Raw genomic sequence first — 14,294 nt, 5'->3', positions numbered from 1 at the left:
TCTTGTAAGAATTGAACGTACCGACCTCAGTGCCCTAGGGAAGATCGACCAGTAAGGATGCTGGGCCCCTTTAGTACAAAGTTGTTGATGAAGATGGTGACGCTTCGAGCATATTACTTACTCGACCCAAGTAATATAATTAAAAGATCACACTCACTTGCTACATTGCTCATATCGGTGACGGTTGATATGACCCAAAAAGCCCCATCAGGGGCTTTTTTTATTCCTTTAAATTTTCTGTAATATCTGTATCTTATGTCTAAGTTTTATCATTTATAGTGCGAAGCTGGGCAATTGTGGTTGTTGAGACTAAAATTAAACAGTAACACGCTAATTGGAGGTATTGTCATGTGGCAGCCGAAGTTTAAGATATTGTTGATGGTCGGTGCACTTAGCATCTGTGGTGTTGCTCATGCGGGACTTGAAGAAGGGATCCGCGCAGCCAATGAAGGTCAATTTGAAGATGCACTTAGAGAGTTTAACTACCTTGCAGAAAAAGGCTTTGCACCAGGAATTTACGAGCTAGGGCAGCTATATGAAGGTGGCCACGGCGTAACGCGCGACTATCACAAAGCTGCTGAACTTTACCAGCAAGGCGTTAAAAAGAACCACGTCGACTCAATGTTTGCATTAGCTGTACTTTATCAAGAAGGTAAAGGCGTTAAACTTGATAAACAAATGTCAGTTTCACTCTTTAAGCAAGCCGCGGCAAAAAACTTACCTGCTGCTCAGTTTAACTTGGGTGTGATGTACGCCAACGGCGATGGCGTTGCGCAAGATTATAAAGAAGCTATTAAATGGTATGAAAAAGCCGCTGGTAATAATTATACGCTAGCACAGTTTAATATGGCGCTGATGTATTTCGAAGGCCATGGAGTCGAAAAAAACATCGAAAAATCATACATCTGGAACACTGTTGCTGAGTATAATGGTAATTTAGATGCCAGTCACAGTCGCAAGCTAGATGAGCGCAAGCTGATGCCTGCGCAAATTGCAGAAGCCAAAGAAAAAGCTGATGCATTGTATGAAAAAATCCAAGCTGGGCTGTATGCGGGCGAAGATCGGATGTTTTAACTGCCAGTTAAAACGCTATTGGATTGTACTTAACGCCAATTTATGGCCGCAAGTACAACCATTTAAGTATTTTAATCAATATCTTATTTTGCGCCAACAACAATCCTAATTTAGGATTAAAACCACTCGTTTTCAATGTATTACGTGCATGGCTAAAGGTTAAAAAGCCTTCTATACCGTGATAGTTTCCCATCCCAGAAGGACCTAAGCCACCAAATGGCGCATCATCAGCAGTCACCTGCATTAAGGTGTCATTTATTGCGAAGGTACCACTTTGTGTTTGCTGTTGAATACCTTCATTGATTTGTTTATCTTGCCCCATTATGTACAAAGCTAACGGCTGAGGACGTTGATTTATGTATGCAATCGCCTGAGGTAAAGCTTGATAACTGACAATCGCAAGAATTGGTCCAAACAGTTCTTCTTGCATCAACTTCATATTGTCATTCACATCAGTCACAATGTGCAAACCAAGACGATGCTTATGTTCGTCGCTTTGGTTTTCATCTAACGGCTTAATTATCTGTGCGCCCTGTTGCTGTGCATCTGCCAATAAATCGGTTAAACGCTGAAAATGGTGGTGATTAATAACCGAGGTTAAATTTTTCCCCTCGACACCTAAGTTATAATGTTTTTTATATAAGCTACAGAGACTTCTGACTAACTGATGCTGTAAGTTTTCCGGCACTAAAACATAATCGGGGGCAACACAAATTTGCCCTGCATTGGTCATTTTACCAAATAAAATAGCTTTAGCCGCCTTATCTATATCCGCTTGCGCGGTAATGATAACGGGCGATTTGCCACCTAACTCAAGAGTTACTGGGGTAAGGTTTTTACTCGCAGCGGCCATAACATGGCGCCCTACAGCTGTAGAGCCGGTAAAAAATAAGTGTGCGAATGGCAAACAGCTAAACTGTTGACTTAATTGCGCTTTACCTTCGATCACTGCGCAATGTTCGCTAAGCTCGCCGATAAATAGTTTTTTGATTACTTGATTGGTGTGCGGAGTAAATTCACTGACCTTTAATAATACCCGATTACCTGCGGCAATTGCGGTTATCACCGGCACGATTGATAATTGAATTGGGTAATTCCATGGAGAAATTATTCCCACCACTCCTTTGGGTTGATAGCTCACAGCAACTTTTGATGGCGCTAGGCTCAAACCCGCTTTTCGTGGTGAATTTTTTGCCCATTTAGGTAAATGCTTGATGGTGTGGCTGATCGTTTTGACCGTAGGCAGTATATCACCCAAAATCGTATCAAAAGCAGTGCGAAAGCCAAAGTCTTTCGAGCTTGCAGCTACCAATTCAGCCTCTAATGCCAACAGTTCACGTTTTAAAGATTTTAATAAACGGATCCGCTGTGATAATGCTAAATATGGCTGGGCATCAAAATGCAGCAGCATTTCATCAAATTGCGCTTTTAGCTCAGGGTTACATACAGTGCCAGTGTCAGACAAAAGCATACTCATAAACAAAATAAAGATTTAACCACTATAACTTTGTTTCTTAGCAGGGGCAATATAGAGCGCTATCAACAAACGAATAGCGCTCCGGTTGGGTAACTTTGAATTACTTAAAAATTAAATACCGATGCAGCAAGGGTCATAGTGACAAATGTGATCAGCGCAATTGCAACAATATTTAATGCAAAGCCGGCTTTGATCATATCCCGCATTTGAATTTGCCCAGAACCAAACACAATGGCATTAGGCGGGGTCGCTACAGGCATCATAAACGCACAACTACAGGCTATAGCCGCAGGAATAACCCAGACCAATGGCGAACCTGTGACTGACTCAGCGACAGGGCCAAGAAGTGGTAAAAATCCAGCTGCGGTTGCTGTATTACTGGTGATCTCAGTTAAGAAAGTGATTAAGGTTGCAATTGCTAATACACTCAATACTAATGGAATGGCGCTGACGCCTTCAATCATATGAGCTATGTATTCAGCCAAACCTGATGACTTTATTTGTGCCGCTAGGGTTAAGCCACCACCAAACAACAATAACACTCCCCAAGGAACTCCTGCCGCACTTTGCCAGTCAAGAATACGTTCATCACTGCCTTTATTAGCAGGCAAAACAAATAATAATAATGCAGCAGCAATGGCAATACCGGTATCCGATATTTTTAAACCAGAAAAATCAGCGATCAGAGGTCTAAATATCCAGCACACAGCTGCAAATAAAAACACACATAACACCCCTTTCTCAGCGCGTTGCATGGTGCCAAGACCTTTTAACTGCGAGCTAAATAGTGACTTGGTGTCGACTTTTTTAGATTTTTCATCCGTTTTATCAACTTTGTAAGCAAACTTGGTCAGCCACAACCAACAGATGATCAACATAGTCAGTGACAATGGCACACCCACCATCATCCATTGCGCAAAACCAATTTCAATTTTATAACTATCTGATAAATAAGCGGCCATCAATGCATTCGGTGGCGTACCAATTAATGTTGCAATGCCGCCAATGCTGGCACCATAAGCAATAGAAAGTAACAGTGCTTTACCAAAACCATTATTATTTGGATTAGATTTTTGCACTAAATGGGTGATAGACATAGCAATAGGTAACATCATCACTGCTGTTGCAGTATTTGACATCCACATTGATAAGAATGCCGTTACTAACATCATCGCTAATATCTGCAAACTCGGTTTTGAGCCCGCGTAGAGCATAGTACGTAAAGCAATGCGCTTGTGTAAGCCCCAACGTTCCATCGCAATGGAAATTAAAAAGCCACCTAAAAACAAAAATATTAAGGGGTGCGCATACGGTGCAGCGACACTTTTTATCGCAGCAATGTCAGCCAACGGAGAAAATACCAACGGCAATAGCGCCGTAGCTGGGATAGGAACTACTTCACTCACCCACCATGATGCCATCCAAAATGCTAATCCTGAAGTACGAAGAGCAGCGGTACTCATGCCAGCAGGAGGATCGATCAAACACGTAAGTAGCATGACCGCAGGGCCCAATAACAGCAGCAACATCTGTATCATTGGATTTTTTTCAGGTTTATCGTCTAAAGTTTGTGTGCTCATATTCAACCCCTTTAAAATTTATACTTTAAGCCAAGGGCTAAGCTACTATCCGTTTGCTGTTGCAAATCTAAGTCAGTATAGAATAAGTACGCGGTAGTTTGTTTATCAAATAAATAATCCACACCTGCAGTCCACTGGCTGCCCTTAGTACTTTGGCGAATAGTTGAGTCATCACTGGCAAATTGTAGTTTTGGCTGCCATTTGTCAATTGTATAACTGGCACTCAACACATAGCCGTTTCCTGATTTAGTACCATCTACTGACTCACTGTGCTGGTAAATAGCACCTAGTTGTAAATCATTTTTCTGCCACGCGCCAACGATGCGACTGGCGTTGATATTATTGAGTGAATCAATATGGCTGATCGCCACATAATAATTTTTATTTTTTAAACCACGGTCACCATAAATTAACGTAGCGGCATAGCCGGCTTCATTATTGGCACTGTCATCCTTCAAAGCATAGGTAAGTGATAGCTGAGCACCCGCATATGATTTTGAACTATACGTTATGGTATCACCAAGGCGATCTTGACCCGGTAGTAATTGAGCAATATCGGCTTGAGTTTCATTGAAGTTATCAACTTTACCTTCTGAATACTTAAAGCGTGTATCGTTTCGACCAACTACAACTTCACCAAAATTTCCCGCTAAACCTAAATATGTATTACGGGCACTAAATGGCTCATCTGTATCATCGTGCTCAAAGCCCTTTACTTGCACTTCGTATTTAAATACCGCTTTTAACGAGTCAGTGAGTACATGTTGCCCTTTCACACCAATGCGTGAAAAAGGCGCATCGATTTGCGTTCCTTTTTTAGCATAGCGCATTACACCGTTGTCAGTATTAGCAATTTGCACTTCTGCTTTACCATAAATGTCATACTCTGCGGCATGAACACTTTGTCCAAAGCAAGCTGCTGCAAAACTCGTTGCTACAAAAACAGGGGTTAGCTTTTTGTCTATTATTATCATTGTGTGCCCTTATTGTTAGGATCATTTGTTGTTCCCGCTAATAAAGGCAAGTTTACTGCCAACTGCTTATAAAAAAGTAAAATTTAATATATTCAAATAGTTAAGTTTAAAATTAAATTATACTTACAATAAAGTGTGCGGGATCCCACACACTATCAAAACGTCTGTGTCACTGTTTCCACCCATCAAATTAAGCTGAGCAGGTAAATCACTTAAGCAAAGCTCTGGTTAATCAATAAACATGTCACGATTGAGGCCATATTTACTCATTTTGTCATACAAGGTTTTACGGGCAATCTGTAAGGTATTCATAGTTTCTTTAATACTACCTTGGTGGCGCTCAAGGGCTTCTTCGATTAAAGATTGCTCATAAAAGCACACTTTTTCCGCCAAACTCAGATCGGGCGATAACTCACTGCCATTATTATTTTCGGTATTGGCGAACGCTAATTCAGCACCCAGCAGCACCGCTCGTTCAGCTTGGTTTCTAAGCTCTCTGACATTACCTGGCCACTGGTAACTAAGTAAACGCTGTAATATATCGCTACTTAGAGGAGCCGGAGGTTTATGAAAACGAGTCGCGGCAATAGAGCTAAAATGTTTGAATAATAAAGGAATATCAGCTTTCCTATCACGCAATGCCGGAATACTTACCCTCACTAAATTGAGTCGATAATATAAGTCAGCTCTGAAGTCCCCTTTTTCGACCAAGGATAATAAATCAACTTTGGTTGCCGCAACGATACGTATGTCTAAGTCAACGGCGGTATTAGCGCCGACGGGGGTCACTTTTCGCTCTTCTAAAACGCGAAGTAACTTTACTTGTAATGATGCCGGTGTGCTTTCTATCTCATCTAAAAACACCGTACCACCTTGAGCAAACTCAAACTTACCTTGGCGACTGTGTGTTGCCCCTGTAAACGCGCCACTGGCCGCACCAAATAGTTCACTTTCAATCAGTTGCTCTGGTATGGCACCACAGTTAATTGCCACAAAATTACAGTTTGAACGGCTGCTTTGGTCGTGTAAAAAGCGTGCAACTAACTCTTTACCGGTGCCAGTTTCACCTTCAATCATTACATCTGCGGGAGTGTCGATCACCGCATTGAGCAAATGCATCATTTGCTGCATTTGCACGGTTTCCCCTAAGATCCGCACACCTGGGGCTGACGTTTTTTCTACCGCTAATTTTAAAGCACGGTTTTCCATTACCAAGGCACGCTTATCGCACGCTCTGGCAATGCAATCTAATAACTGCTCAGTGAGAGGTTTTTCAAATAAGTCGTAAGCTCCTAATTGCATTGCTTTAACAGCCACTGATACATCAGCAAATCCAGTCAGAAAGATCACCGGTAATTCGCTATCAAATGCTTGAACTTGTTCTAAAAAAGCCAGTCCATCCATTTTCGGCATATTAATATCACTGAGCACCACCCCGTTAAAACGACGATTAAGTTTTGATAAAGCACTCATTGGATCGCTAAAACACTGTACTTGATAGCCTTCGAGTGTCAGCAATTGGTCAAGTGAATCGCGGATCATCGCTTCGTCATCAATAACAATGACCTGTTTACAATCAGTTGCTAACGTATTCATAACGCTCCTTTAGTACTTGCTAAGGTAATAATGAATTGAGCACCACCGCCAGGGCGATTATGCGCACTTAAACAGCCATTAAATGAATTAATAATTTGCTTAGAAATAGATAGCCCTAAGCCAAGGCCATTAGTCGATTTAGTGCTATAAAAAGGCTCAAAAATAGTCCCAAGCGCATGTAACTCGATACCAGGCCCAGTATCCAAAATAGACAGCTTAACGCGGTCGTCAAACTGCTCTATCTCAAAACTCAGCTCTCGCACAGTACTGTCAGCCATTGCTTGGCTGGCATTGGTGATCACATTCACTAATACTTGCTCAAATTTAATGCCATCAACCCATACTTTTACAGTGTCAGCGATATCAGCGGTGTTAACGTTGACATCATCCTGCTTTAATTGCGCGGAGGCGATCACCATGGCATTTTTAAGTAACTGGTTTAAGCTTTGCTCTCTTAACTGTGTTTGTGCCGGTTTACTAAAGTGCTTTAATTGTCCAACAATTTTATGTACTCGTTCGATCAACGATTGCACAATAACAATATTTTCAGCTGCCTTTGCAATATCACCTTTGGCAATCAAGCGTTTAGCACTAACCAAATACGTACTCATTGCACTCAAGGGTTGGTTAATCTCATGATTAATACCCGCGCTGAGTTGACCTATGGTGGCCAATTTGGCTGTTTGCACCAGCGCTGTTTGTGCTTTTTCGAGTGCATGGGTGCGCTCTATAACTTCTTGCTCAAGGCTATGACGAGAAAAAAGTAATTTTTTATAGCCGGCAAAACGTGCCATTAAACTGTAAAAAAGCATTAACCCCCCAGCATAAATCACACTCAACCAAAACAATCGCCCTAGTTGATTAATATTCACCGACGATATATCAACAAGCACAGTTATTTTTGCATTAAGTCGCTCAATCGGCGCACTTGCAGGCATATATTTACTGCGTTTATTCGCATCATTAACGTATAACAGGGGCATCCCTTGGCTAATAATGTGCTCAGCAGTGATAACTTTTGGTACATACTCTAGGTAGCGTCGGCTTGTCGTAAAGTGTTGATAGTCTGCTGCTGTGAGGCTATGCAACGAATTGAGTCGCCATGAGGGGCTATCGGACATAGCAATAATATTATCGTCTAAGCTTAAATAAAAATGGCTAGCGTGGGACGCATTCAGTAATTGTCGATCAGTTTCAAACTTAGATACATTCACTTTTAAGGTGACCACACCTATTACTTGGCCATCGCGATAAATCGGTTCAGAAAAATAAATACCCCGTTCTTTAGATCGTAAACCAAGAGCAAAATAGGCAATTTTGTTACCCGCCAATGCCTGAGAAAAATACGGACGAAATGCAAAGTTATTACCGATATAACTGTAATCAAGTTGCCAATTGCTCGATGCAATAACATCCCCTTCACGATTAAGGACATAGACGTCTGATGCACCACTGGCTTGTTGGATATCAGCCAAGTAATTATTAATAGGCTGCACGGGCTGATCAGTATCACTGAGAAATGCAGTGAGTAACTGGTTATCAGTAACTAAATGAGGAATAGTTGCAAAACGAGAGAGTTCGGTATCAAGATAATTACGCAATTGACCCACTTGGAGTTCAGCTTGCTGCTTTGCTTGACTTAAATCATAGTGTCGGCCAAATAAAAAACTAAGCAACAATACACTAATTAAAATGGCAACAGCGATTAATATTTTTCGGGGAAAACGCAGCATGATCAACCAAAGGGCACACCTGAGCGTCCCTAAAACTTAAAATTTGATTTGATAGTGTAACGAGTATTCACTGCCGACACCAGCAACAGTGCCATCTGTAACTCTTGGATCGTACACACGGTAGTGCTTATCTAAGAGATTATGGGCTTTAAAACTAATTTCACCGCGTGCAGAAAATTGCCAACTCACAGCCCCGCCGAGCAAAAAGTAAGCCGGTTGAGTAAAGTCGCTTGTCATTGTCGGGCCACTGACGGCATCGCGCCAAACACTATTGAGGCTCAGCACCCATTGCTGATGATGATAATTAGCAATCACACTAGCAAAGCGCTTAAACGTTGGCTTAATTGGCGTATCAAAATACTCGCTGTAAGTCGCTTCCACTGATAAATCACTAGTAATGTGGATCATGCTATCTAATTCAACACCACGATTAATGTCATCTAATTGGTTTTCAAAGGTAAACTGATTATTGGCAGCTGAATTCGGCACTAGATTAATAAAATCAACAAGTTGATTATAAAAAAGCACCGAATTAATATGCCAATCTTGTCCCTCGTAGCGCCAAACAAGCTCTGTGGTTTTAACATATTCAGACTTTAAGTTTGGATTGCCCTTAGTCACATCATCATCTGAATACAATTCATTCGTCACAGGAGTGCGAAACGATTCACCGTATTGTAATTTAAAAGTATGCGCGCGAGTTGGTGAGTAGATTGCGGAAATGCGCGGCGATAATTTACTGTCTATCGCTTTAACATCATCATAACGTGCCCCTAAAAATAAGGTCAATTGCTCAGCAAAAGGCACTTTGATTTGCCCATAAATACTTCGGGTTTCAAAAGTCGATTGCAAACTCTGAAATGGCGCATAATTACTGATTGTAACAATCCCCCCTTGATAAAACGGATCTTCAACAATAATTTCACCGCTGTTAATATCAAAATAATTAACACGTAAGTCCGCTTTATGTTGCTCTGCGCGGCTATATTGCAAGCCTGAGTTGATTGACCAACCATTATTAAATTGCTGACTGGCCTCTACACTGACTGTTAAATCCGTTGTATGCCAATCAGGACCAACAAAAAAATCATAACTAGCGTTAGGTAAAGTTGCTGCAGGTGCGATTAATCCTGCACTTTGTATTTGATGATGTGCATACGCTATTTTTGTAGCCAAAGTACGTGTATCAGTTTCAAGCCAATCATAACCTACAGATAGGAAAGTATTCTCACTACGATGTTGATTACTGTCAGAATAACCACCAAGGTTTAAAAACTCTTTCAGTTCAACATGATTATAACGCGCTCTCACAGCCAGTTTATTGATATCGACACCCGCTTCAAAGTAAACTGATTGCAGTGGATCGTTTACCCCTTGTGGATAACGCTTACCACTTTTTTGGTTATACGCGCCATTAGCAAATAGATGTGTTTGCTGATTAACTTGATGACTAACCGAGAATGCAGCGCTGGTTTGACCTACATTACCCACAGCCAGCGACATTTCATTATTTTGGCTTTTAGTCACTATATTCATCACCCCTAAGAATGCATTACTGCCATATAAAGCAGAGCCAGGGCCACGTATAAATTCAACTTTATCAATAACTTCTACAGGTATATAAGGCATATAAACTGACGCTTTGCCAAATGATGACTCATTTAAACGTTCACCATTGATCATCACTAAGATATTGCCGCTATCAAGGTAAACACCTCTTGCGTGATCTTTTGGTACAGCGCCTACCCAATCACCACGAGTAGATTGCATACCAGGAACAAAATTCATCAATTCAAACGCATTATTCACCCCAAGTAAGGCTATTTTTTTGCGATTAAAAACAGTGATAGTTGAGGGGGCAGAAGCGAGAGTTTCTAAGGTTTTTGAGGCAATATCGACATGAACGTCAAGCAAATCTTCAAAGCTAAGCGCAAATAAATCATCAGCGTCGCTCGCCAGTAAGGGGGCTGTGTTAACACATAAAAAAAGACATGCTGTTAGCTTTAAAATCATTACGCCGCTTTACACCTATATTTTTCATTGGAGTTAGCACATCATAAGTAACGTGCTATTTACAATATTAATACAAATACGCGACGGCGTGAGAGTTTTTCTCTATTAATTTATAAATTTAGGCTACAGCTGAAATCTGCTTAGCTTTTAGGTATTTATATAAACCAATTAATGAGGCTGCGATCCAAAATATTTCAATCACAAAACTTGCTAAATTAAAGTTATAACAAAGACTTATAAGCAACAAAATAGCGCCAGATAAATTCATCATGTTATATAAAAGCCCTGTTGGCGTGGCTTTACCCAGTTGTAGCATAAAAAACGCGCCAACCACTAAAAACGTACCTGTCATACCAACAATATCAAATAAAAGTGCAATCACGGGTGTCCCCTATCCTTTTTAATCATACCCAACAAACTGGCCCATTCCATGGGGAGGGTTGTTTTCAATCATTGAAACAGCAAACCGGGTAAGTTTAGCAGCCTCGCCAAAAGCGCACAGGATAAATGTCCGTATTTGAACTGAATAACCCCATATTTATCAGAGACTCTTGAACTTTAATTCAAATAATTGTGCTATTCATAACGAATCGACTCTAGCAAACGCTCTATTATAGGTAAGCAGTGTGTTTTATCTTTTTCCATAAAGGTAAACGTTAAAACCATAAAATATTTGTCAAATTTTAAAGCGTATACCATGTAAGAAGTGACTTCAGTTTCGCCTTTCCAAACGCCTTGCATCAATTGTTCTTTAACAGTGCCAATGGGGAGGTTTCGTTCATTTTCAACTCCAACCCGTTTATACCATGGCATATGCTTCATACCTCCCTGACGCAAATGAGTCTAATGTATTTTCGTCACTTAGATACACAGTACCGGCACACTCCAAACCTTCATCATGGGTGATTAATGATAAACGTTGTTCACTCTCATTTAGCCAAGCACCATCAAGCGATAGACTTAGTCGAGTTAAGCCAGGGTAAGTGATTGTATTTAATGCCTGCTCTTTTTGTTGAAGCTCTTTTTTAACGCCCTTTTCTTTCGGTAACTGTTCTGGTAGATCAAAAAAACCATAAGGAAAATATTTACCAAAATGAGTGTTTTTTAGGCTTATACCACGCATTTTTGCGACAGCAGCGGCTTCTACTGCCCAGTACCCAAAATAACCTATATGATAATCATCATTGTGGCTATTGTACCAATGTAAGCCTTTATAACGAATGTACCATTTTTTAGAATACTTTTTCAGTTCTTCTAAAAATTCACAATCGTCACTAATATTTGAGATAGTCAAAATTTGACCGATTTTTTTAAGGCGAACATCTTGACCTAGCTGTACATTGTTTGAACGATAACTCAACAGTTTTGCCAATATATAGCCATTACTGCCGCTACTTTGCCATTTTTCAGCCAATAATGCCCACGCTTTATCACTAACATCAACCAAAATAGCCAATGAAATAAGTTTGACTAATGTATATACACTATGTGGATAGCTACTCCACTCATTGTCTGTTTTAAGATAGTAAGTGATAGTCCGCTCGACTGTTTCTCTTATTGTGTCAATACTATGACCGAGTGAAAACTGACAGATTGATAATTCTATCCCAACGTTTATTAAACTATCTGATATTCTTTCCAATTGTTCATATTCAAGCTTTTGCGATCCAAGCATTTTCGATTCAATAACATTTTCACCATGCGCTAACATGCCCATTCTATTCGCATAGAATTGTTTTAATTTTCCTTCACGATTTGGGTAATCCCGCATTACATTAGCCACCATTAATTTGAGTCACTCTGGCAGCCTTACCACGAGGTATTTTTGGTATGCCACCACTAACATGAACAATTTTTGAATAAGTAATTGTTCCATTATCAGTTGTCCTAGCCAACACAGGATATAGTTGGATTTCATTGTTTTTCGGGGGATTACTATTTTTTTAAAGTGTTTATGTAAATACGTTAGGTTAATCACAAAAACTTATTCTTAAGTTGAATGTCTAAATCTCTGAGATAATCTAATCCAAAGTTGTCCTTAGAAAAATTAGTAACGAGCTTATTTGGAAGAGTTTTATCAACACCATCATAACAACTTGCTATTCCGCAGCAAATTGACGCGACACTGTCTGTGTCTCCTCCAAAATCAACAGCTGACTTTATCAAAGCTTCATAGCTAAAATGCTGCATTAGGTTAGACATTACTGCGGCCAAAGTATCTTCTGACACTGCACGAACTCTTCCTTGCCAATTAGCATTAAACTTGTAACCTCGAGATGCAAGATACTCCGGCAATGTTTTAAGAGTCGCTTTGCTGTACAAGCCTGCATGTGCAGCAAGAGCAATGCAAACAGCAGCATCGACTGCAATTTGATGGTCATGAGTAACACGTGCTTGTATTGTGGCGTTGCGTATTACTACATCTTCATCTTTAAAAAAACCAATTGGTACAGCTCGCATCATTGCCCCATTGCCAAAGCTATCCGTTTTAACTAACCTTGCAAAATGGTCTGCATTTCTCGCCTCAGAAAATGCCGTTTGTAGTCGCTTTGCGTAGCCATGCACAGGATCACGTATATAGCATTGAAAAAATGCCTCGGCTATATGGGCTTCAGTCCAGTCAACGTCGTTTAGCATTAACTCAGACAGCGCTAATGACATTTGAGTGTCATCAGTATAACACCCAGCAATGTTAGACAATTGATGCGCACGAAAGGTCTCGAGGTTATTTTCGGCTGATATAATTTCCTGATCTACAAACTCAAAACCCGCACCATATGCATCGGCAATTGCTATTTCTACCAACATAATATTTAACTCATTCTAAATTCGGAAAAAGTGATTATATAATACCCTTTTGGTTGAAAGTAAAAAGAATACTGTTATCCAATCACTTGTTTCTATAAAACTACTTGTTAATGTTTTTAAACATGGCATTAAAAACTTGCTCTGCTGATTGGTTATCTTCACGATGTATGTCATTTGCCGCAATCTTCTTTAAAATTGATATAAAGTCTTCATCAACTCTTAGCTTATTGTACATATCTTGGCTTAAAAACGCATACATAATACCATAGCCGCTTTCACCTACACTTCTGTTATATCGACGAAAACTTCTGGTAAGTATCCCTGTCTTCGTTTCAAAATTTGCAGCAAAATAACGCTCAAAAAAAAGTTTTGAATTAAGCGCCTCATCGATACCAGTTTGTAATAATTCTTTTGCCCTTTTTTGTACTAATTCATATGAAGTATCAAAATTAAAATTGAAGTGATAACCGGGCAGAAGAAACGTGCCTATTTTATCACCTTTTACATCTTTAAGTGCGTATTTTAAAAATTCACAGCCTGTTTCTTTATCAATACTAACTGTCGCTTCTACCACACACCCACAATCAAGCTCATACTTATAAATTTTATTCTTAAGTGAAAGTATTCGCTGTTCAATTGAGACACGTTTTCCGGTAGCACTATCAAAAACATAGAAATTTTTACTTGATGAACCATCTTCGAAATTAACACTTTCTTCCACTACAAAATGAGAGTCATTTTCAATGTAATATACATTAGTTATTTCACCGTACTCTAAGTCAGACCGAAAATCGGCCCGACTTAGAGGGTGAATCAAACTCTGAATATTTGAGTTACCTGTTACCATATCAATCTACCTGTTTCATATATAGCACTATCGGGGTCAGACCTCAGGGAAAGAGCATGAAAAAAGTCTATGATTTCAATACCTTTTCAAGGTAATCTGTACTGCGCATAGCTTTTTTCTGTTTTGCGGGCATGCCTTTATTAAAGCTTGTTTCTGCTTTTAGCTGATTAAATGCGATGTGTCTCAGCCCCG

Annotated in this window: 12 protein-coding genes; 1 reads left to right on the top strand and 11 read right to left on the bottom strand. The window is 40.0% G+C overall.

Annotated elements, in window-relative coordinates; all coding sequences use genetic code 11:
• Positions 1–348: 348 nt before the first annotated feature.
• Positions 349–1,074 carry a tetratricopeptide repeat protein gene (locus H5158_RS11740; RefSeq protein ID WP_145236141.1) on the top strand — a complete coding sequence of 242 codons (726 nt, stop codon included), beginning with the start codon at positions 349–351 and terminating at the stop codon, positions 1,072–1,074.
• 40 nt (positions 1,075–1,114) lie between these two features.
• On the opposite strand, the gene H5158_RS11735 is transcribed toward H5158_RS11740, so the two are convergent.
• From H5158_RS11735 to H5158_RS11685, 11 genes are all read right to left on the bottom strand, one after another.
• Positions 1,115–2,545, bottom strand: coding sequence for a coniferyl aldehyde dehydrogenase (locus H5158_RS11735; RefSeq protein WP_259399441.1), 1,431 nt, complete (start codon positions 2,543–2,545; stop codon positions 1,115–1,117).
• A gap of 110 nt (positions 2,546–2,655) precedes the next feature.
• Positions 2,656–4,131 carry a DASS family sodium-coupled anion symporter gene (locus H5158_RS11730; RefSeq protein WP_149980112.1) on the bottom strand — a complete coding sequence of 492 codons (1,476 nt, stop codon included), beginning with the start codon at positions 4,129–4,131 and terminating at the stop codon, positions 2,656–2,658.
• An 11-nt stretch (positions 4,132–4,142) separates the two neighbouring features.
• Positions 4,143–5,105, bottom strand: coding sequence for a porin (locus H5158_RS11725; RefSeq protein WP_145236151.1), 963 nt, complete (start codon positions 5,103–5,105; stop codon positions 4,143–4,145).
• Positions 5,106–5,333: 228 nt separating this feature from the next.
• A complete protein-coding gene (locus H5158_RS11720) occupies positions 5,334–6,701 on the bottom strand; it encodes a sigma-54 dependent transcriptional regulator (protein ID WP_145236154.1) in 1,368 nt (455 codons plus the stop codon).
• Entirely contained in the window at positions 6,698–8,434 is a 1,737-nt protein-coding gene (locus H5158_RS11715) for a cache domain-containing protein (protein WP_182718702.1), read from the bottom strand. Before H5158_RS11715 ends, H5158_RS11720 begins: the two co-directional genes overlap by 4 nt.
• A gap of 36 nt (positions 8,435–8,470) precedes the next feature.
• Entirely contained in the window at positions 8,471–10,447 is a 1,977-nt protein-coding gene (locus H5158_RS11710; protein ID WP_182718701.1) for a TonB-dependent receptor, read from the bottom strand.
• Positions 10,448–10,565: 118 nt separating this feature from the next.
• Positions 10,566–10,829, bottom strand: coding sequence for a CBU_0592 family membrane protein (locus tag H5158_RS11705; RefSeq protein WP_145236163.1), 264 nt, complete (start codon positions 10,827–10,829; stop codon positions 10,566–10,568).
• A gap of 194 nt (positions 10,830–11,023) precedes the next feature.
• Positions 11,024–11,260 (bottom strand): hypothetical protein, encoded by a 237-nt coding sequence (locus H5158_RS11700; RefSeq protein WP_182718700.1) that lies wholly within the window; start codon positions 11,258–11,260, stop codon positions 11,024–11,026.
• Entirely contained in the window at positions 11,247–12,218 is a 972-nt protein-coding gene (locus H5158_RS11695; RefSeq protein WP_182740071.1) for a PoNe immunity protein domain-containing protein, read from the bottom strand. The genes H5158_RS11700 and H5158_RS11695 overlap by 14 nt, the downstream gene beginning before the upstream one ends.
• 203 nt (positions 12,219–12,421) lie before the next feature.
• Entirely contained in the window at positions 12,422–13,255 is an 834-nt protein-coding gene (locus H5158_RS11690) for an ADP-ribosylglycohydrolase family protein (protein ID WP_182740070.1), read from the bottom strand.
• Positions 13,256–13,355: 100 nt separating this feature from the next.
• Positions 13,356–14,102 (bottom strand): hypothetical protein, encoded by a 747-nt coding sequence (locus tag H5158_RS11685; RefSeq protein ID WP_182718697.1) that lies wholly within the window; start codon positions 14,100–14,102, stop codon positions 13,356–13,358.
• Positions 14,103–14,294: the final 192 nt, after the last annotated feature.

Origin of the sequence: Pseudoalteromonas sp. SR45-6 (assembly GCF_014163545.1) — a bacterium.
In the GTDB taxonomy this organism is placed as follows: domain Bacteria; phylum Pseudomonadota; class Gammaproteobacteria; order Enterobacterales; family Alteromonadaceae; genus Pseudoalteromonas; species Pseudoalteromonas rhizosphaerae.
This window is presented reverse-complemented; position numbering and strand designations above follow the sequence as displayed.